Genomic DNA, 22,909 nt, shown 5'->3' on the forward strand with positions numbered 1-22,909 from the left:
AAATATACCACTGCTCCGTATAATATTTGCATTTTGACACACAATACTATAAATAGGACCTGTTTAATTGTTACTCCTGATTATGGCGAACGGAGTCTCGGGCGTACCGAGATAAGAAGGTTTCATCCCTCCGAAATCAATGATGAACTTTTCAAGCAAGATGCCACGGGAAAGAGGCCGTAATGTAATGGTATGCTCATGTCCCTTTTTAAACGTTGCTGTCAACACTGTGCGGGAGTCGATGATACGATTTTGGTCGAAATGCCCTTCTGGCATATTGCGAAGCAACCGGTCCCGTTCACGGTCGGACATGGCACTGGCAAGAAGATCCACTTTCTGCGGAATGCCGCCATCCACCGAAACTTCATACCAAATGCCATCGCCACCGGTATAGTCGAGCATTGGAGCAAAAAGACAATGAAGCGTGGCTGTGCTGTAGTCGCCGTCGGCACGGAAACGATAGGTCACTTCGGAACCTTCCACCCGTCTGTTGGTAGGCAAGAGGGTAAGTGCACCCAACGTCTTTCCATAATCAGGTATGAATGTCCATGCCAATCCGTCGGCTGCCTTTGCATCATAATAATGAGGAGCCTCAATGGACACAACTCCCCTCATCCATTTGTCACAGCAAACCGTGCCAGAACATTTTCCAGAATGACAGGCAGTTGGTGTCACTGACTTAATCTCTGGCATGACATCTTTCTTAGGAGAAGCCCACGAAGTATAGCTGATATGAGTCTGATCCATCAGATGCTTCCATTTTCCTCCACAAAGCGTATCATTGTAATATTTCGTCAAAGCTGCATCTCGGTCAAACCAATGACGGGTAGCCACGCTGTCTCCTGTGGCGGCAGAATAATACATTCGGTAGAGATTGGCCATAGCCATAGCCGGATAACGTACTATCTGCATGAAAGCGTCGCGATATTCCGGTTCTAACAATTGATACAAACGTTCGGCATCTGCCTCAAGACTGTTATAATCGGCGGTAACACGACGGAACTCGTCATAATTGACAACACTGTAAGGCAAATGGTTCATCATTTCCGGCGTACGGCGATGGGCATACTTACAGGCAAGATTGAGAAGACGGGCCGCCTCTCCTGCATAACGCTCACCAAAAGTGGCACGACAGTAATCAACGGTATACTCATAAAGATTACCGGCATTGAAACGCTCCGGATTCCACGCCATGTCAAACCAGAACTGTGTTGGAAACTCCATAGGCTTCAAATCGCCAACATTGACAATCCACAAACGGTCCACACCATTTTCATAGGCCATGTTCATATCTGCCCACACACGCTGTATCTGACTTACATTCATCCACCGGTAGCAGCGTGGACCGCCCACATAATCATAGTGGTAATATATGCCGTATCCGCCCTTGCGTTTTGGTTCGTCGGGCGAAGGCAGCATGCGCAGACTGCCCCAATTGTTGTCACAAAGCAACAATGTCACATCGTCTGGCACACGCATACCATGACGGTAATAATCCTGCACTTCCTTATAAAGAGCCCACACCTGAGGCACATCCTCTGCTTTGCACTTACGTTCGCGGGCAATGATGGCACGCTGATCGTCCACGATACGCTGCAACAACTCGACATTGGTCTCGTCGCTCATGGCCTCATCACCATCACCACGCATTCCCACCGTAACAACATCTTCGGTATTCCTGTTGCGGCGCACACCACCGGCCCAGAACTCCTGAAGTTTCTCTTTATTCTTGGTATAGTCCCACACCTTACTTCCATCAGTACGGTGCCATTCGGCCTGAGACCTACTCATCGGCTCATGATGCGAAAGTCCTACCATCACGCCCATCCTGTCGGCAGTAGGCCCGTTCTCCGGATCGTCATCATAGAATGCACTTCCCCACATTGCCGGCCAAATGAAGTTGCCCTTCATGCGGAGAATCAATTCAAACACCTTTTCATAAAACTTATGGTTGAACCCGCCGAACGTCTTGCCGGCCCACCCTGTCAGACAGGGAGCCTCGTCGTTGAGAAACAATCCACGATATCGCACTTTCGGTTCGCCGTCGGTATATAAGCCCGGAAGTGCGTACACCGCATCGCGACGGACAACCGGCACATCGGCCCAATAATACCACGGTGACACTCCCATCTGTCTCGACAGCTCGTAAATGCCATAGATGGTACCACGCTTGTCACTGCCGGCAACGACAAGACGGCCGTCAACAGTTGTTATTATGTATTTCTCACACTTACCCTTCAAGTCTGGAAGAAACCCTTTTTTCAGCAGTCGGTCGACAGCCTTGTTCTTACCAACTGTTCCTATAAGTATGTCCGTGCCTGAACCGTTTACAGAAGGACGTCGGCCGGTCACTCGCTCAAAGTCGTCCTGCAAATGTCCGATTGCCGTAATAACACCCGGATAATCGCTTTTATCGAACGATATATTTGATTCGGTAATACACAAAGCGCCTTTCCCTGCTGAGAAAGTCACAAAAGATTCTGCAGCGGACAAAGGACATAGCATGCCCAACAGCCACAGTACATTGACGAGAAGAATAAATTTGTTCATAATCTGTTTATATTTTCAACAATAATCAAAATAAGTTTTTAGTTATATTTCACAAAGATAAATAAAAAGTTCCCACTTGGGTTTTCTTTTCGTCTCACATTGTTTTCTATACACTTATATTATGATACAAAAACAATATGTTACATTTACAATAAGTCAAATGTTTTTTTTATGCTAAATTTGCATTATTATATTTGCATAAAGCAAAATGGACGTGGTGAACTTGTTATGATTTACCATAGTGAGAAAACGAAAATGACAAGAAAACTGGGAACAGAATCCAAAGAGGATATCCAACCATAATATTTATAATAATACAAACAATGAAAAATTAATAATATGAAAACAAGAATAATCTCAGCACTATTATCCGTGCTGATAACATTAACGGCAACAGCCGCAACAAAGACAAAGGAATGGAAAGACATAGACTATGTCGGTGACAGCATTGCGGGACACAGGATGGACATTTATGTACCCGACGACGGGCTACCTACACACAAAGTAATAATACTGATATATGGTAGCGCATGGTTCAGCAACAATTCCAAAAATGACGCCTACAAATCTCTCGGAAAGACTCTTAACGACGGAGGCTTTGCCGTGGTTAGCATAAACCACAGGGCAAGCACCGAAGCAAAATTTCCGTCACAGATAAACGATGTTAAAGCCGCAATCCGCTATGTGAGGGGCAACGCGGCCAAATACGGTCTCGACACGTCATTCATCGGAATAACAGGATATTCTTCCGGAGGCCATCTGTCGTCATTAGCCGGCACCACCAACGGAGTGAAAACTGCCAGATTCGGTGGAATAGAAGTTGACATAGAGGGCAACCTCGGCAATTTCACCAAGGAAAATAGTAATGTGGATGCTGTGGTAGACTGGTTCGGTCCCATCGATATGAGCCGTATGGAACGTTGCGAGACATTCAAGGACGGCAATTCACCGGAGGCTGTGCTTATAGGCGGACCATCGGCCGATAACCCGGATATGGTAAGGGCCATGAATCCGATGTCGTACATTGACAGCAACGACCCGATGTTTCTCGTCATTCACGGTGATGCTGATCCTGTAGTACCATATTGTCAAAGTGAGTATTTCGCCAAGGCACTGAAAGAGAAAGGGCGTCTGAAAGACTTTATTACCGTATCCGGCGGAAACCACGGGCCCGTGACTTTCAACAAAGACACATTCCGCCGCATGGTTAATTTCTTCCGTAGACAAGCCTTGTCTGTCACCACGCCACAAATATCGTCTCCTGACGGAAAAGTGCAATGGAAAGAGAATTCTGACAGTTTTACCATCACATATACCGAAGGCAACAGAATTTCTGACGTCTTGAACATTCCGACAATAGGCATGCTCACCAAAGACGGAGGAGGCAAAGGCATCGAACTCTATGACAGAACTGCCCCACAACCACTAAAAGACACTTACCGTATGCCCGGTGGAAAATGCTCTATCTGTTCAAACGAAGCAAACGAGGTAATATATAATTATGTGGATAACATAGGCCGCACCATGAAGTTGCAGGTCAGAGTATACAACGACGGCGTAGCATTCCGATATATTCTTGACAACCTGCAGCACACACACGCCACGGAAGAACTGACAACGTATATCATACCCGAGGGAACGAAACGCTGGATGCAGAAATGGACAGAGCCATACGAAGAATTCTTCCCACCGGCAACAACAGGTGAGTCAAAGAACAAACGCTGGGGATATCCCGCTCTTATACAGACTTCGAACAATGTATATGCCCTGATTACAGAGGCCGGTATAGAAAGACAGAACAGCGCATCGTCACTTTTCAATGACCGCAGAAAAGACGAATACAGAATAGTAATGGACGAAAACCGGCAAAACTCTACAGGACAATGGATTTCACCATGGCGTGTAATCATCGTTGGAAACTTGCAAAATGTCGTGACTTCTACACTGGTCACCGATGTGAGTGCTCCCAACCGCATAGGTGATGTGTCATGGATAAAACCAGGCAGCGTATCGTGGATATACTGGGCATACAACCATGGTTCCAATGACTATCAGATAGTTAAAAAGTATGTAGACATGGCCGTGGAAATGAAGTGGCCGTACGTACTGATTGATGCAGAATGGGACGAAATGAAAAATGGCGGCAACGTGGAAGATGCCATCCGTTATGCCATTGAAAAAGGTGTAAAGCCATTGTTGTGGTACAACTCTTCAACGGCATGGATAAAGGCATGGGGAGCTCCCGGACCACACAACAGACTGAATGCTCCCGAAAACCGCGAACGTGAATTTGCATGGCTCGAACAAATGGGAGTCGCCGGAGTCAAGATTGATTTCTTTGCCGGTGACAAACAAGAGACAATGGAATACTGCATAGACCTTTTGGAGTGTGCCGCACGTCATCAACTGATGGTCAATTTCCATGGTGCCACCATACCACGAGGATGGCAGCGCACATATCCCAACCTTATGTCAGTAGAAGCTGTTTATGGAGCGGAATGGTACAATAACAATGCTACACTGACCCAAAAGGCAGCGGCACATAATGCGACATTACCTTTCACACGCAACGTCATAGGTCCTATGGACTATACCCCCTGCACATTCTCCGACTCGCAACATCCCCACATCACGTCAAATGCCCATGAATTGGCACTTCCGGTGATTTTCGAATCACCTTTATTACATTGGGCCGACAAACCCGAGAGCTATCTGATACAACCCGAACCGGTAAAGAAGTTTATGAGCTCCATTCCAACGGTATGGGACGAGACCCGCCTGCTCTCCGGATATCCGGGCGAGTCGGTTGTAATGGCACGCCGCAACGGAACAACATGGTACATTGCCGGTATCAACGGCAAGGACGAACCGCAGACTCTCACTTTCGACATTTCTTTCCTGCCCAAAGGCCGATACACCATTTTTGCCGATGGCAAGCCATGGAGCATAAAGACGGCAAAGGGACATATTCCAAATAAAATAAGATGTAAAGAGCGCGGAGGATTTGTTATAATAGCAAATAATTAAAAACGATAACAAAAAGACAATACCTAAAAAATTGACATTATGAAGAAATTTCTAACATCAGCATTTGCCATTGCCGTCGGAATGACGTCAGCGGCACAGGAAACAATCAACATGCCATTGATACAGACCAAATATACCGCCGACCCCGCACCCTACGTGCATGGCGACACCGTCTATCTGTATACCACTCACGATGAGGACAATGCCGAAGGCTTTGCCATGAAAGACTGGTTACTGTATACTTCCACTGACATGGTAAACTGGCAGGACCATGGAGCGGTGGCATCGCTTAAAGACTTTAAATGGTATAAAGGTGACAACGGAGCATGGGCCGAATGCGTGGTTGAGCGTAACGGCAAATGGTACATGTACTGCCCCATCCACGGACACGGCATCGGTGTTCTCGTGGCCGATTCGCCTTTCGGACCATTCAAAGACCCGCTCGGCAAACCATTGGTATGGCAAAAAGAACATTGGTACGACATTGACCCATCCGTATTTATCGACGACGACGGCCAGGCATATATGTACTGGGGCAATCCTCATGCATATTGCATAAAACTGAACGAGGATATGATATCCACCCAAGGCGAAATAATGCAGATGGCGCATATAAAGGATTATCAGGAAGGCCCTTGGTTCTGGGCCAAAAAAAACGCACGCGGCGAGAAAAACTATTATCTCGCCTTCGCATCAACATGTTGTCCCGAAGGCATAGGCTATGCCATGAGCAAGTCGCCCACAGGTCCGTGGGAGTATAAGGGCCACATCATGGACCACACTCCACGTACCCGTGGAAATCATCCCGGCATCATAGACTATAAAGACAAGTCATATTGCTTCGGACTTAACTACGACATATTCCGTTTAGAGACAAGCCGCCATGCAGAGCGCCGTTCCGTATCGGCTGCTGAAATGACATACAATGCTGACGGGACAATCCGACAGTTGCCTTATTTTCAGGACTGTACACTGAATCAGGTTGGCACATTCAACCCATATCGCCGCGTCGAAGCAGAAACTATGGCATGGGGATATGGTCTTAAGACAACCCGTGAGAATCCGTCTGGTCCGTGGAATTCCACTCTCTTCGTCACCGATATTGACGACGGCGAGTATATCCTCGTACGTGGCGTAGACTTCGGCAAAGGTGCTTCCAGTCTTACCGCATCATGCTCCGCCCATCTCTATGGAGGAAAGATAGAGATTCGTCTCGATTCTGTAGACGGTTGGATTGCAGGCATTATAGACGTGCCAAATACCAAATTCAAGTATCGCGAGTTCACTACCGGTCTCAAAAAATGCAATGGAGTGCACGATCTATATTTCGTATTCAAGGGGAGCAACAAACAAAAACGTAACCTCTTCAATTTTGATTGGTGGGAGGTAAAATAAAGAGCAAACACCGGATGATTAAACATACGTTTGTAGCCATAACCCTTCTATTATGCCTTTCAACCAAAATGTCTGCTTTGGAAGTAGAGTTCATCACCCCTTCCATAGTAAGAGTTCAATGGGCGGATAATGGAGATTTAAAAGGCAACAATACCGGTATATGTGTTTATAAAACACAAAATGTCAAGGTGAAGGAGAAGAACGAGGCGGGATATCGCATCCTCTTCTCCACCGACCTTATTGTAAAGATAGACAAAACTACGGACGCTATATCATTTGTCGACCGTCGCACGGGAAAGATATTACTGAAGGAAACAAGCAGAATTACCGAACCCGTAGTGCAAGAACGCATCATATATGACGAAAATACAGCCCACATGGAAGAGACAGCCAATGGGATGGTGACCGTGAAAGACATTATCCGTCGCGACACCATGGGAATAAGCACACGGTATATATCCCGGTTTTCATGCGAAGGTACAAAAGCATTATATGGCCTGGGGGCTCATATGGAAGACTATATGAATCTTCTTGGCAAGACAATCTATCTCACACAGCACAATCTGAAAGTAACGGTCCCCGTATTGCTGTCGCCACAAGGATACGGACTTTTGTTCGATTCGGGATGTGCCATGAAGTATTCGTCGGACAACAGCAGTTTCACTATGCAGATGGAAGCTGCAAAACAACTCGACTACTACTTTATCAGAGGAGAAAAAATGGGCGACGTGGTAGCCGGATACCATCATCTCACCGGTAAAGTGCAACTCCTTCCGCTATATGCTTTCGGATATATACAATCGAAAGAGCGATATGTGTCGTCAGAAGACCTTATAAATACTCTGCGTGAATATCGCCGCAGACATGTTCCGATAGACATGATTGTGCAGGATTGGAACTATTGGCCCGAAGGATGGGGATATATGAAGATGAACCGCAAGCATTATCCCGACCCAAAGGCACTTGCCGATTCCATACATGCCATGAATGCCAAACTTATGGTAAGCATATGGCCTAATCCACAATACTGTCCTGAAGAAAAAGACTTCCGCACACACGGATACATGCTTGAACATTCTATATACGACGCTTTCTCTCCCGAAGCACGCAGACTGTATTGGAAATATGCAAATGACGAGTTTTTCTCCAACGGATTCGACGCCTGGTGGTGTGACAGCAGCGAGCCACTTGATGGTGACTGGAACAAGATACCCGAACCGCTTGACGGCAACCCCTACGGATGGGACAACCACGAGCGCCGTTGGCATCTGAACAAGGACATACTTAGCGAGGCCCTTGGTGCGGAGCGCTCCAATCTCTATTCACTCTATCACTCTCGCGGACTGTATGAAAACCAACGGCTCACGAACGAGAGCAAACGGGTACTCAACCTCACCCGCAGCGGTTATGCAGGGCAGCAACGCTACGCTACCGTTGTATGGAATGGTGATACACATGCCTCCTGGAAATCGTTCCGACAACAGATTCCGGCCGGACTGAACTACATGGCTACAGGCAATCCCTACTGGACGGTCGATGTTGGTTCTTTCTTCGTGCGCAACGACGGACGCCGATGGTTCTATACCGGTGAGTTTCAGCAAGGAGTGAATGACGATGCTTATAAGGAATACTACACCCGAATGTTCCAATGGGCCACATTCCTGCCCATGTTGCGCAGCCATGGTAGCGATACTCCACGCGAAATCTGGCAGTTTGGCGAGCCGGGCACACCTTACTATGATGCCATACTCAGCATGATAAACCTCAGATACACGCTCCTTCCTTATATATACAGCATGGCCGCCCAACAAACAATGAACAGTTATTCCATGACGCGTATGCTTGCTTTCGACTATCCGTATGATGAGACTGTATACGACATTAAGGACGAATTTTTATTCGGTTCGTTTCTTGTATGCCCCGTCACCCGCCCGGCTTCGGAAACAACAGCACGCAAAGTCTATCTGCCCAAAGGCAACCGTTGGATTGACTATTGGACCAACAAGCTATATGACGGAGGACAATGGATAGAAGTGGAAACACCGATAGACCGTCTGCCTCTATATGTAAAGGCGGGAAGCATTATCCCAACATCGGATATAGTAGAATACTCCGCCGCACAGACAGGCAAGCCTATTACCGTTTGGATCTATCCAGGAGCAGATGCCTCATTCACACTTTATAGGGATGCCGGCGACGGATATGACTTTGAAAAAGGTGACTACAATCTGACAACGCTCACATGGAACGACAAAAGAAAGAAACTGAAGGTGAACGGGAAATACATTAAAATGAGAACTCAAATAATCACCCCTGCCTCAGACTAAACCGCATTTGGTGACGAACGTTTTCGTTATGCCAAATGAGCAGAGTGAGCTTGCTCAAACTCTGCCATGGCGAGAAAACGGGCATGAATATGAACACAATAACACTGTCCTTCTGCCAACATATAATATATCACTCAAAAGTAAAACATTGATAATCAGAATTTTCCATTTTATTAAAAAAACCGCTGTTTTCGGCCTTTAGCACGAAAACAGCGGTTCTTTATCTCGGCAACATACGTTAATGCGACATTAGCTTTTCAGCTCTTATCTTGTATCGCCTCCCTTTCACTGTAGGTATATCGTACTCATAGATTGGTCGGTTGGCCGATGCCGTGGTCAGTTCAACCTTGCATTCATTAGAAACAATCGGACGTTGTATGTCGGCAGGCGCATACAAGGCGTTGGGACACGGACCTGAAGCAGGGGTCAAACCTTTAAGCGGAACGTATGAGCGAAGGCGCAACACACCGCCCACAGTAGACATGACAGTGGCCTCGGTGAGCGAACCTCCGCTCCATGCCATATCCACCACAAAACCTCCACGGGCACGCAGTCCCTTCACTTCCCCATCACTCCACGCCGACGGAAGTGCCGGCAACAAGTGTACTGCACCGTCATGACTTTGGAGCAGTATTTCCGCAACGCCGGCAGCACAACCGAAATTGCCGTCAATTTGGAAAGGCGGATGAGCATCAAAGAGATTAGGATATGTACGCCCGTCACGATTATCCTTAGTATTGCCCTCTGTAGGCAACAGGGTAAGCATATTTGACAATATCTTCATCGCATGATCACCATCAAGCATACGCGCCCAAAAGTTTATTTTCCATCCCAAACTCCACCCCGTGGCATGGTCACCGCGCTGCCGCAACGTATTGGCCGCTGCGGCAAACAGTTCGGGATGGCTGTATGGCGACAATTGATTGGAAGGATACAGACCATAAAGATGAGAAATATGCCGGTGGTCACTGCGCGGGTCGTCGCCATCCTGAAGCCACTCCTGCAACTGTCCGTGACGTCCTATCTGCATAGGGGGTAACTGTCTGACGGCCGTCTTGAGCCGCTCACGGTAGGCCTCATCCACACCAAGTGCCTCAGCGGCATGAAGAGTATTGCTAAGAGCGTCGAAAGCTATCTGATTGTCCATTGTACAGCCTGCGGTTACAGGTGTTCCCTTGCCTACAGGTCCATGTTCGGGAGATACCGACGGAACCACTACGAGCCATCCGTACTGCGGATGTGTCTGCATATAGTCGAGGTAGAAATCGGCCGTGCCCTTGATTATAGGATAGTATTTCTTCAAAAAATCAAGGTCGCCCGTATATAGATAGTGCTGCCACAGATGTGTTGCAAGCCAGGCACCGCCGTTGGGGAACATACCCCATGTGGCACCGTCTACCGGTCCGGCAATGCGCCAAAGGTCAGTGTTATGATGTGCCATCCAGCCACCACAACCGTACATGTCGCGCGCAGTGACAGCACCAGTATGACTCAGATCGGTTATCATGTCGAAAAGCGGCTGCTGAGTCTCGCCGATATTGCCCGCGTCGGCTACCCAGTAGTTCATCTCGGTATTGATGTTGATGGTGTACTTGCTGTCCCACGAGGCATTCCGCTTGTCGTTCCATATACCTTGCAGATTGGCCGGCTGACCTCCCGGTTGCGAAGAAGATATGAGCAGATAACGGCCATACTGGAACATCAGAGCCACCATATCCATATCGCTGCCGCCCTTGAAAGCAGCCAACCGCTTGTCCGTCTCCAAATCGGAGTTTTCCGACTTGGGCAAGCTGAGGCTAACACGATTGTACTGCTCCTTATACTTTGAAATGTGTTCTTTCAACAGCTGCTTATAACTTTTATTCTTTACAGCACCTATGACGCTGCCGTTACGTTCTGCGGCATTGCCGCTCACATCATGATAGTTCACATAATTGGTTGCGGCGGTGAGCACTACCGTGGCCGTTTTGGCGTCAGCCACCCTTATACCTTTCTCCGTGACTGCCACAAGGCCATCGGCCATAACCTTAACGGCACATTCGGCATCCAACTTCGACACTATACCTTCATGGTCGGTGCCTTTTACCCGTGTGCGCATAACGGCGACATCACCTTCTTTTTCCGTACCAAGCATACTATGCTCAAGCTGACTGTCAAATGTCATATCAAATGAAAGTGCGCCTTTCCGGTCGGTTTCAATACGGACAACCATCACATTGTCGGCTTGCGAAGCAAACACTGTGCGCCGATAATTCACCCCGTTGCGCCGATAGGTAACAGTGGCAGTGGCGGTAGCAAGATCGAGATCACGGTAATAACCCGTTGTCTCACCTTTGCCGAAATCCATCTTCAGACTGCCCAACGGCAGAAAACGCATGCCGTGCGGACCTTTCACGAAGTGGCTGTCTATGAGTTTGTGAGCCTCCCTTTCCTTACCTTCGAATATCAATTTCCGAACTTCGGCAAGATGTCCAAGAGCCTCATGACTGTTATTATTATGCGGTCCTCCCGACCAGAAAGTACCTTCGTTAAGGTCTATCCGCTCACAATCCGGATTGCCGTAGACCATACCGCCCACATGTCCGTTGCCTACCGGGAGTGCCTCAAGCCACATCGAAGCCGGCCGGCCATACCACAGTTTCTGAGCATCCACAGTAAGAACAATGCCAGCGAGCCATGGCAGTAAAAACGTAACGATAATTCTTTGTATCATCAGTAGATGTATTGATTTTTATTTTAAAATTTATTCTCCATCCGTTTCAGCCCATTCGAACACAACACCGTTCCGGCGGTTTGGCAACGCTCCGGCATGGTCGGCACTGTATGGAGCACCGGTTTCAGGTGTGATACCTATGTAACGCCCCGTCTTCAAAGACAACAGCATGCACTGATGATAGAGCATATCCTGCCACATCAGCAGCGAAGCCTCGGACTCTCGCTTAAGGAAACGAACATCGGCCGAAAGTCCTTCGCCAACGACGGTAAGAAATCCCCGACCGTCGACGGCCTCCAAAACAATACGTCCACGACCACGGTCATGTACACGAAACTTGCATTCACTGCCTTCATACTCACGCGCCCCCTTGCCACAGAAGTGAAGCATGCCCTGCTTGTGGACCAACGCCCGCGAGCCATCGGCCAGATTGGTCAATGTGATAACCTTGCCAGCAGGCAGATTTCCGCACCGATCGGCCATCGGTTCCTGCACGGTGTAGTCGTCGAACTCGGCATAACCTCCCTCATGTCCTTTCATATTATAGGCAAACAATCCGAGACGTGTGCCTTGGAATGTCTTCAACTGATAAGGCATAAGCATCTCATCGCCGATATCAACGAATTGTCTGCCGTCAAGACTGTAAGAGAACCGGGCTATATCACGGTCGAAATCGCCCGTCATACGGAGCCATATCATGGCTGCGGCCGGTGCCTCCTCGGTTTTGTTGCCAGCCTGACTGTGCCGACGCAACACAAGACGCTTGCCGTCTTTCACGACACCGAGCCATGCGGCAGGCATGTTGACAAGTCCCAAACCGGCAATGTCGCCATCCTTCAGCCTGGAGGCATCGAGAGTGACAGTGGTCACCGACACGGGACCTATTCCACGTTGCGTCAGAGTGTTTCTTGCCCAAAGAAAGTCCTTGGCAGGCAGAGCGGTAATACGCAATCTGCCTCCTGCAAGTTTCCACTTCCCGTCCACCGGCTCATGATTCCACTGCCACACCGGTTTGAGAGTTTTTCCGTTGAAGTTGTCCGAACGGTCATAGGGGGCATGCGGTTCAACAGTGGCAGACACCGCCGGCTTGAACCATGTCTTGGGTGACCGTCCGAGATTGCCGGAAATACCGAAATAGGGCCATCCGTCTTTCCACGTTATGGGAGACAGACACGTAGTGCGGCCAACAGAACGGAAATCCTGCATCGACAGTCCCCACCACTCTCCGTCAGGTGTATCTACAATTCCACCCTGATGTATTGTGGCACAGCCCATATAATTGCCTCCACCATCGGAAATACGGAAGTCAAAGCCCGACTCCGGTACTTTAGAGCCAAGACCGACATTGCGTACAAGATGCCCTGTCGGCACACCGTAAGTCTCCATCATACTGACGGTACACGTCTCGTATGGCCCTTCGATCCTGTCGGCACGAGCACACTGCATACGCCCCATCGGCGAATAATCAGCACTGAGAATATAGTATTTTCCCTTAATCTTATATACATGATGTCCTTCGCCCATGGCATTTCCGGCCGGAATAATAACACGTTCGCTGTCATCGACAAAACCGCTGAAATCGGACTTTATCTCTGTCATGCGCACCGCACCATATTTATGAATGGCATAAATCTTTCCGTCATCATCAAACAGCACGGATAGATCATATATATTGCCACCCATATTGATGTGCTTCCACGGTCCTTCGGCCTTGTCGGCAATAAACACCTGCATACCATGACCGTTTATATTGCTGAAAATGTAGAATTTTCCGTCGTGATAACGGATACAGGGAGCCCAGATGCCCTGACCGTAAGCCTCTTTCCCATTCTCAAGCTTAAACTCGTCTCCCATATTGAAACGGTCCATGGCATAGCTGCAGAACCGCCAGTTGACAAGGTCCTTGGAATGGAGCACTACCACACCGGGAATGCTGTGCATCGTGGTTCCGGCAAGATAGAAGTCGTCACCCACACGAATGATGTCCGGATCGGAGAACTCATCGTAGAACAAAGGGTTGGTAAACGTTCCGTTGCCGTTGTCAGCCGTCCACGACTGGGCAGAGACGGCATTGACCAACACGCAACACATGATAACGGATATTATGACTTTCAGTTTCATAACAATTGTAAATCTGACTAATACGTAATTACACAACCGCCATTTTTAGGTATACGAACCTTTACGGTTCCTTTCTTTCCTGTCTTCACATCGGTAAGCGAACCCTCCAGACGGTCGTTGTCTACATAGCATTTCACGGTCTTCCTGACAGGGTTGCCAGGCAGTGTGACGATAGTCTCTACAGCCTCATCCTGCGCGTTGATACCCGCCACATACCACGTATCTCCATGACGACGGGCAATGATAGAGAAGCGGCCGGGGTAGCCGTCGATGAAACGCACCTCGTCCCATGTTGTGGGCACCTGCTTCATGAAGTCGATGGCCCATGCCGGAGCATCGGTAAGATTGTTGGGCGCCATGGCAAAGTGCTGAACCGAACTTTGGAAGAGCACAGCAGTGGCAAGTGCGTAAACATCGGATGTCATGCGGCGTGAGCCCGAACGGTTGTCGGCTTTGTAGAATTTGTTGAGCGTTGAGCCACCGAAGTCCATGCTGCCCACGGCATTTCGTACAAACGTATGGATGCATCCGTTGCGTGCCTCATTGTCGCACATACCCTGAGAGAAATGAAGGTTCTCACTGGCAAGCACCGCCTCACTCGACACATGGTTGGGATACATACGCTCCCATCCTCGCGGCAACGTACATCCGTGGAAGATTACCTGCAATCCGAAGTCGTTGGCATCGGTGAGTATGTCCTCGTACAGCTGCATCATGTTCTGCTTGTCACCTCCGAAGAAGTCGACCTTTATGCCGAGAATGCCCGTGCGCTGCATCCATGCCATCTCATTGCAGCGTACTCCCGAACGGTCCATCTTGTGCTTAGGACTTTGGGGAGCATCATTCCATGCTCCGTTGGAGTTGTACCACAGGAAGATGCCCACGCCTTTCTCCTTGCCGTAGCGTGCCAGTTCTTCCATACGCTTGTATCCTATCTGCTTGTCCCAAAGAGCGTCGATAAGCACCGAACGGTAGCCCATGGCAGCAGCGAAATCAATATAGCGCTTCTGTTCGTCATAGTTGCAACTGCCATCCATACCGATAATCCAACTCCATGTACCCTTACCGTAGGTATATTCCTTCGATGCCTCATACTTTGGCTGCACAAGATCGTAGGCCACGGTCGACTCCACAATGTTCTGCAACGTGTTGCCCACGGTAATAGTGCGCCACGGGGTATATGCAGGCAGAGCTACGGCAGGCTCCACTGTGCCCCATCCGTTGCATTCCTCGGGCATTGGGAAACCTATGGAGAACACACCGTCGCCCGACGAAAGCAAACGGCTCGCACAATAGCTGCCATCCACGCCCGTCTCCGACACGAGCATCCATCCGCCGTCGGCTGCCGTCTTGAACAGACAGGGAAACGTGTAGCCCATCCCGTCGCGGCTCTTCTCCATCGGCTGGTCGAGCATATAGTTGGTCTCATAGCTTGGTGCCGTGCGGGCAAAACCCGTCATCGGGCGCATCTGCGGACACAGGAATGTAGTGGTGCCCTTAGGCATACGGAATGCCGAAGCCTCGTTCTTCACAATGCAGCTTAGTGTCTTGCCCTGCTCGTACACCTTGTAGCGGTAGGCCACGTCGCGGTTGCTCACACGGAAAACAATATCAATGGCCGGCTTGCCGTCTTTTTCATAGGTACACACCAGCTCGTTGGCTTCGTAGTCCACGTGGCTCTGCTTGATGGTCTTCAGTTCGTAGCTGTCAGTCACGCGCTGCTCCTTTGATGTCTTCAGCATCAGGCCCTGCGTAAAGTCGCCCATGTTGGTGTTCACACCAAGAGGTGAAGCGAGCATGAACGCCTTATTGTCGTAATCTACACGATATGTGGGATGTCCACTGCCGTCAATATCGACAGAAACGTTCAACCGCCCGTCGGGGCTACTTACTTTCTTTTCGGCAGCTCCCGCCATCAGGGCTATGAGAAGCAATACCAACGTCAATAGATTTTTCTTCATCAGTTCAAATTTTAAATTGTTTTTTTATAGTCTTCCGTTTTTTATGAAAGTATTGTGTCCATTACTATGAATCCTTTGTTTCTTTAACGCATAATGGCTCCGCTTATTTTATCCTCTGCCCGAAAACAAGCATCCGGACATTCTAAAAGTCTTTTCTCTCCGGTGCACCGAAATAGCTATAGCAGTTGTCATCGGGATTGATTACAATACGCTCGAGCACCACCTCGGGGTCGACCATAATCACGCGCAGCGTATGCTTGCCGGCAGTGCCAACGGCAAACGTGGCATCAAGCCAGCGCTGGTTGTCGAACACCTCATTACGCATGTGGCGGTGATAACCGTTGAGAGCCATCTTTCCTGATGCGGGCAAAGGACGGAGCTTTTTCGTACGGGCAAGGTTTCCCGGTGTATATTCATCGAAGGTATCTACCAGTCCGCGACGCGCATCCAACGTCGTTATCTCGCCATTGTCCATCTGCACGGCAATACGCAGGCCACGCTCCGGACAAACATCTTGTGTGGGCAATATGCCTATAGCCACTTTTACGTTACCAGATTCGGTTACATCAATATCATATTCCAGACATGGTCCGCTACCCGATTCCACCGGCTGTGCCACCGTATTGTTGATGCCCATACATCCGTCGGCACGCCCCAAATCGGGCAGCAACTGCCACGCTACACCACCGGCAGGGATATTACGCGAGAAACGTATGGCCGGGATGGAATACTCGTCGGTCGGCTTCGATTCCACCACACACGATGGCTTTGCCTCTGACTCCGATACATAATGAAGCTCAGGCAATATGTTCCTGTCCGGCATCGACCATTTGGTATAACCGATATGCTTATCCTGCATCATGCCGTTCCACTTGCCACCGGCCATCACCTTATTATAATAACCGGCAAGCAGCGAATCCTTACGGTACAGTTCCTTGGCCCGGTCGGCAAAAGCATTGGCCCGCAGATCAAGACGGTCAGCATAATACCGGTTTTGGGTGGCGGCAAGATAAATCTCGGCCACACAGGCCGATGCCACCGCCGGATAGTACACCAGCTGATAGTAGGCATCCTGTGCTTCGGCAGGTATGCGCAGCTTCACCGCCTCAGCCTTTTCGGCCAACTGCCGCCACAGCATTGTCACGCGGTTGGCCTCATCGTGGTTCTCCACGCTGAACAGTCCCGGCACCTGTACCTCGGGCTTTCTCCAAAGATTATACTTTGGATATTTCACCAGTATGTCGGCCACGTCGTCGGCCACACCGGCACCAAAAATTCCGGCGGCCCACCAGCGCACATATCCGTACTCGTCGCCGGGCTGTATCGCCTCGGGATTCCACGCGTAATTCATGATGAAGTCTATAGGCAGTTCCTTAGGTTTCAGGTCGCCCACATTTACAATCCATATCCTGTCGATGCCCGATTGGTAAGCCAGTGACAGCTGTTCGCGCAGCTTTGGCAGCGGCGAGGTGTTCACCCAACGGTCGTTCCACGGCCCACCGTTCATGTCGATGTGGTAGTAAAGTCCGAAACCGCCCTTACGGTTGCGCTCACTTGCGGGTGCCTTGCGGCGGATATATCCCCAGTTGTTGTCGCAAAACAGCAACGTCACATCGTCGGGCACGGTAAAGCCGGCGTCGTAGTAGCGCTGTACCTCAGTGAAGACGGCCCACAACTGCGGCACGGCATCCTCACGGCCATATACATCCTTTATAATCTTGCGCTGGCCCTCTATCACCTTGGTCAGCGTAGCCATATTCTCCTCGTCGTCACCGTTGCCCATGGCCACGTCGCCGTCGCCACGCATGCCTATGGTAACAAGATTGTCGTAACGGCGGTTGCGCTCCATACCCTCACGGAAGAACTTGTCCACACGCTCCTTGTTAACGGCATAGTTCCACGGACCTATCTCCTTACGGCGCGATGTGTATTCCTTGTGGGCACGCATCATCGGCTCGTGGTGCGACGTACCCATCACAATGCCATATTCGTCGGCAACTTTCGGACTGAGCGGGTCGTCCTCGTTGAAACTGCTGGCCCACATTGCCGGCCACAGATAGTTGGCCTTTAGGCGCAGCAGCAACTCGAACATGGTGGCATACATCTTGCTGTTGATGCCGCCGAAACGGTTGCCGCACCAGCTTCCGAACGACGGCCACTCGTCGTTGATGAAGATGCCGCGATATTTCACCTTGGGCTCACCGTCGGTATATACACCGGGCTTCACATATACAGCCTGACGCCTCACCGTGGGCACATCGCCCCAGAAATACCACGGCGACACGCCAATCTGCCTCGACAGCTCGTAAATGCCGTAAATGGTGCCGCGGCGGTCGCTTCCGGCGATAATTATCTGTCCGTCGTTTACCACTATAACATATTTCTCCCACTTGCCTTTCAAGTCAGCGGCCTTTATCACGCCTTTCCTTACGAGGGCATCCACCACACGGCTCCTGCCTATGGTGCCTGCAACGATGTCGGCCTGCTTGCCGTAGGTGAGCAGAGCCTCATGGCCCGTCACCCGTCCGAAATCCTTGCAAAGGTTTTCAGCGGCTATGCCCACACCGCGCTCATCGTTCTTGTCCATGGCTACGGTGAGCCGCTCCACCGGCAAAGCACGGTAGCCGTCGGTCGATGTGAACAACACGAAATCGTCGGCTGCCATCACCGTTATGTCTACAAACAGCAAAAGCAGTAATCCAAAAGTCCTCAATTTATTCATAGTTTTTGTTTTTATTTCAAATATCAGAGTGTTTCAACGTCCCTACCGTCATTTGGCGGAATCCGTGGCGATACGCCCGCGCACCTCCATCTCGTAAACACGTATGTCGTCCGAAGGGGCAAACGTGAGGCGCACATAACGCATGTTCACCGCAGGCGACAGTTTCAGACGATAGCCGCCGGCTGTAGTTTCCACATTATCATATAATGTCCATCGCTCATTGTCGTCCGACAGCTCCATGCGCAGGTCACGGATGTCGCCGCCGGCCTTGACGCGTATCTCGGCGGCACGCACACCACGCTCGGTGTCGAGAGTTATCATGGGGCGGGCGTCGCCGGAAAGCGGTTGCCAATAGGTGTCGCCCTTGCCGTCGGCAGCCAGTCCCGCAGCATGACCGGATACTGATGTTGATACAAACACGGGATTGTCCTGCCCGAATTTCTGCATATTGCCACCCGTCTGAACTACATAGCGCACATAAGGACGGGCATCCACCACCGGCGTACGGCCCTCCTTATAGGCGGGAGCATCCGTGAAACGGATGGAGACTGTTGAAGGTTGCAGACCGTCGGAAACAGCCTCTACCACCGTGATGCCTGACTCATAGGCTCTCAACGTCATGGCAGCCTGACCGTCGAGTATACGTATGTCACTCTTGCTGCTGAAGGTGATGCTGCGTCCCGTAGGAAACTCGCCCGGGCCTGATACTATGCGTAGCGTGACGTCGGGACTGTCTGTAACATGGCGTCCGGCCGCATCGACTATGGTTACCGTTAGCTGAACATCGTCGGTACCGTCGGCACGAACACCGTCGGTGCGCGTAGCCGTGACTACCACCCGTGCGGGCGTACCCTCAGCGGGCCACTGCGGCGGCACTATGTGGCGATACTCATTACGATACCAGTACCACGAGCGCTTGGGTATGCGGAAGTAGTCGACAATGCCCAGCTTGCCCATCGCCTCGCCGAAGATGCTGCCGTGGTCAAAACCGCACCAGATGGCCTGTCCGGCACGCCACTCGCGTCCGCGCCACCCCTCGTCGCGTCCAAGGTCTCCCCATCCGGGGATGTAGCGGCCGGGGCGATCGGCAAAGGTGCTGCCGTATTCCGACACCACATTGGGCACGTCGGGATGCTGGAAATCGGCAATATTGGCTCCATCGCCATTGTACCCGGCTACATCACCGATAAGGTCTATACGGTCCTGGCCCAACGGGCGCTGCGCCCCGCCGATGGCGGCTTTACGTGTTGGATCGAGCTGATGGGTACGCTCAACCATGCGTGCCAACAGGCGGTGCACTCCCTTGAGCGTATGGCCCTCGGTAAAGAAAGGCTCGTTGCACATGCTCCATACAAACACCGAAGGATGGTTGCGGTGTATGCGTATCATCTCTTCGAGCTGCTGCAGTGCGTTCTCCTCAAAAGCGGCCTCGTGCTCGGGCTTGCCGGGATAGGCTCCCGCAGTCCACGAGCCGTCCCTCTTCTCGCCGGCGGTGCCCCAAAACGGTGCTTCCGACCAGAACAGGATGCCCTGCCGGTCGCACTCGTCGACAAAGGCGGGCGAATGTGGATAGTGCGAGCCGCGAATCATGTCGAATCCCGCCTCGCGTATCATTCTCACGTCACGACGTGCAGCCTCTTCGGTGACGGCATCGCCCCATCCGGCATGGTCTTGATGCACATTGGCACCGTGGAAGAAATACCGGCTGCCGTTGAGGAAGAAACCGTGATCCTTGTCCCAACGGAACCAACGGAAACCGAAATCGACCGATGCCTCATCGCACAGTTTCTTACCGTCATATAGTCGCACCTTCAGGCGATACAGGTCCGGAGTTTGGGGCGACCACAGCATGGGTGACTCAACCTGAGGCGTGGTTAACGTGACAATATCAGCAGAGCGTGCCGCCATCTTACGGGTGCTTCCGGCCTCGGCCACAATACGTCCGATGCTGTCCTCCACGGCCACCACCACGCGCATATCGGCAAGACTTGCGGATGTGTTGACCAATTCTACGGTCACATTCACCGCTGATGACTTACCACCGTTCTGCTCCAAATCGGGCGTGGTGACAAATAGTCCGTTCCACGCCACGTGCACCGGCGACTTCTTCACCAGCCGCACGCCGCGGTATATGCCGCCGCTGAACGTATGCTCGCCGCCACGCGGAGCCACGGTGGGCTGCCACAGGTTGTTGACACGTACGGCAATTACGTTGTCTCCGAAAATTATGTAAGGGGTTATATCGATGGTAAAACCGGTATATCCTCCGACATGACCACCGGCACGATGGCCGTTGACGAACACCTCAGCCTGCTGAAACACTCCGTCGAACTCGATGGAGACATTGCGCTTCAGGTCCTTTCGTGTAAGAGCGAACCGCTTACGGTACCATCCGTAACCGGTATAGAAATCCTTTGAACCGAAATAAGGCAGGCTGAACGTGTGTGGAAGTCCCACACGCTGCCACGCAGAATCATTGTAGCCGTCTAATTCCGCCCCCGAGGCATCACCCAAAAGGAAACGCCATTCGCGGTTGAAAGGTTCTTCGGTGCGTATAGGACCGGCCATACACGTACTGAAGAACAACAATTGGAAAGCTACAAAAAATCTCCACCTCATGCTCATTGCTTCATTCTCCACCAGTCGATGTTGAACAACTTGCGGCCCTTATAGCCCTTGAAGACAAAGTAAAGGTCGTGCACGCCGGTCACGTTGCCACTCATGGCGGCCTTTATCGTCTGCCACTTCTCCCATCCGCCGGTACGTGGAATATCCACCTTGCCAAGCAATGGACCGCCGATGCTGTCGGTGTGAAGCTCAATGGTGCCGCCCAGCAGTGCCGAGGCTGCACATATTTCGATGCTTGCGGGCGATGATGTGCCGAAATCAACGGCCTGCAGTTTGAGCCAGTCACCGTTGTGAATGTCGGATACGTACACGCCAACCTTGTCGTTAACCTCAGTGGATATGCCTTTGGAGTAGGCCATAGTCTCGCCCTCCACCTTGCGATAGGGACTAAACGTGCCCACGGGCTTCACGCCATCGTCGGTAGGATGTATTACGGGGAAAGTGCCGTCGGCATTGTACTTGAATTCCTCTACTGCCGTACTGCGACCGAAACCGCCGCCTCCGGGCAGCTTGCCGGTGTGGTAGAACAGATAGGAATGTCCCTTGTAGTCGGCAACTCCGCAATGGTTGGTAAACGACTTGGTGTTGCCCTCAGGCATCAATATGCCTTTATAGCGCCACGGACCGGCTATATTGTCGGCCTCCGACCATGCCAGGTGCTCGGGGATTCCGCCGGCCGCGTAGAGCAGCTGGTACTTGCCGTTACGCTTCGACAGCCACGGGCCCTCGGTATAGTTGTCCTTATATTTCTTGCCTTTCTCGCGCTTGTCCATCTGAGGTGCACCGAAACCCTCTACGGTCTGTTCTATCATAGCCACCTCACTGCCGAGCGAAACCATGTCATTGTTGAGCTTGGCCCAATATATATTGGGATTGCCCCACAGGACATATGCCTGCCCGTCATCGTCAATCAGTACGGTAGGGTCGATATTGTCCCACTTGCCGTTGTCAAATAGCGGCTTGCCTATCGCGTCCTTGAACGGACCGGTAGGACTGTCGGCCACAGCCACACCAATGGCCATGCCGCCCGACAACTTCGAGTGGGCGCAGATGTACCAGTAGAACTTGCCGTTTCGCTCTATGCACTGAGCGGCCCAGGCACGGTCGTCAGCCCACTTGAATGTCCCGAGCGACAGGGGCACGCCATGGTCTGTCCAGTTCACCATATCGTCAGTGGAATAAAGACGCCACTCGTACATCCAGAAGAAGTCCGCACCGGCCTCATCATGTCCGGTATATACGTACATACGGTCGTTGTGTACCATCGGTGCGGGGTCGCTGCTGTAGCATGTCTGCACTATAGGGTTCTGTGCCGAGGCTGCAAGCCCCGTGAGCATCAGTGATGACAATAATATTTTCTTAGTATTCATTTTATTTGTTTTTTAGTTATTCGTATTCTGACTTTAAAAGGACTTTGCGGCAACGCTTTCTCACATTCCCCCCCCCCCAAAAAAAAAGGGGAGGA

General features: G+C 50.8%; 10 protein-coding genes. 3 read left to right on the forward strand and 7 right to left on the reverse strand.

From position 1 onward, the window contains the following. Positions 1–63 precede the first annotated feature (63 nt). On the reverse strand, positions 64–2,550 hold the full coding sequence (locus tag HPS55_RS07000; RefSeq protein ID WP_216653120.1) for a glycosyl hydrolase 115 family protein: 2,487 nt from the start codon (positions 2,548–2,550) through the stop codon (positions 64–66). 339 nt (positions 2,551–2,889) lie between these two features. Here HPS55_RS07000 and HPS55_RS07005 point away from each other — a divergent pair, with 339 nt between their 5' ends. The 3 genes from HPS55_RS07005 to HPS55_RS07015 all read left to right on the forward strand — a co-directional run bounded on the left by HPS55_RS07005 (position 2,890) and on the right by HPS55_RS07015 (position 9,299). Continuing rightward, complete coding sequence (locus tag HPS55_RS07005) at positions 2,890–5,577, forward strand: glycoside hydrolase family 97 catalytic domain-containing protein (protein WP_172176301.1); 2,688 nt, start codon at positions 2,890–2,892, stop codon at positions 5,575–5,577. A gap of 39 nt (positions 5,578–5,616) precedes the next feature. Further along, complete coding sequence (locus HPS55_RS07010; RefSeq protein ID WP_172176303.1) at positions 5,617–6,972, forward strand: glycoside hydrolase family 43 protein; 1,356 nt, start codon at positions 5,617–5,619, stop codon at positions 6,970–6,972. Positions 6,973–7,040: 68 nt separating this feature from the next. Further along, a complete protein-coding gene (locus HPS55_RS07015; RefSeq protein ID WP_172176305.1) occupies positions 7,041–9,299 on the forward strand; it encodes a glycoside hydrolase family 31 protein in 2,259 nt (752 codons plus the stop codon). Between the two features lie 238 nt (positions 9,300–9,537). Here the strand turns inward: HPS55_RS07015 and HPS55_RS07020 are convergent, their stop codons facing one another. From HPS55_RS07020 to HPS55_RS07045, 6 genes are all read right to left on the reverse strand, one after another. Next, positions 9,538–12,012, reverse strand: a complete 2,475-nt coding sequence (locus HPS55_RS07020; protein WP_216653121.1) for a glycosyl hydrolase family 95 catalytic domain-containing protein — start codon at positions 12,010–12,012, stop codon at positions 9,538–9,540. Between the two features lie 30 nt (positions 12,013–12,042). After that, on the reverse strand, positions 12,043–14,133 hold the full coding sequence (locus HPS55_RS07025) for a glycoside hydrolase family 43 protein (protein ID WP_172176307.1): 2,091 nt from the start codon (positions 14,131–14,133) through the stop codon (positions 12,043–12,045). A gap of 17 nt (positions 14,134–14,150) precedes the next feature. Then, complete coding sequence (locus HPS55_RS07030) at positions 14,151–16,094, reverse strand: glycoside hydrolase family 97 protein (protein WP_172176309.1); 1,944 nt, start codon at positions 16,092–16,094, stop codon at positions 14,151–14,153. A 142-nt stretch (positions 16,095–16,236) separates the two neighbouring features. Then, positions 16,237–18,816: a glycosyl hydrolase 115 family protein gene (locus HPS55_RS07035; RefSeq protein WP_253945825.1), complete on the reverse strand. Its 2,580-nt coding sequence runs from the start codon at positions 18,814–18,816 to the stop codon at positions 16,237–16,239. A 48-nt stretch (positions 18,817–18,864) separates the two neighbouring features. Next, on the reverse strand, positions 18,865–21,435 hold the full coding sequence (locus HPS55_RS07040) for a glycoside hydrolase family 2 protein (protein WP_253945826.1): 2,571 nt from the start codon (positions 21,433–21,435) through the stop codon (positions 18,865–18,867). Positions 21,436–21,437: 2 nt separating this feature from the next. Further along, positions 21,438–22,814: a glycoside hydrolase family 43 protein gene (locus tag HPS55_RS07045; RefSeq protein ID WP_172176313.1), complete on the reverse strand. Its 1,377-nt coding sequence runs from the start codon at positions 22,812–22,814 to the stop codon at positions 21,438–21,440. Positions 22,815–22,909 lie beyond the last annotated feature (95 nt).

The organism is Xylanibacter rodentium (assembly GCF_013166575.1).
GTDB lineage: Bacteria > Bacteroidota > Bacteroidia > Bacteroidales > Bacteroidaceae > Prevotella > Prevotella rodentium.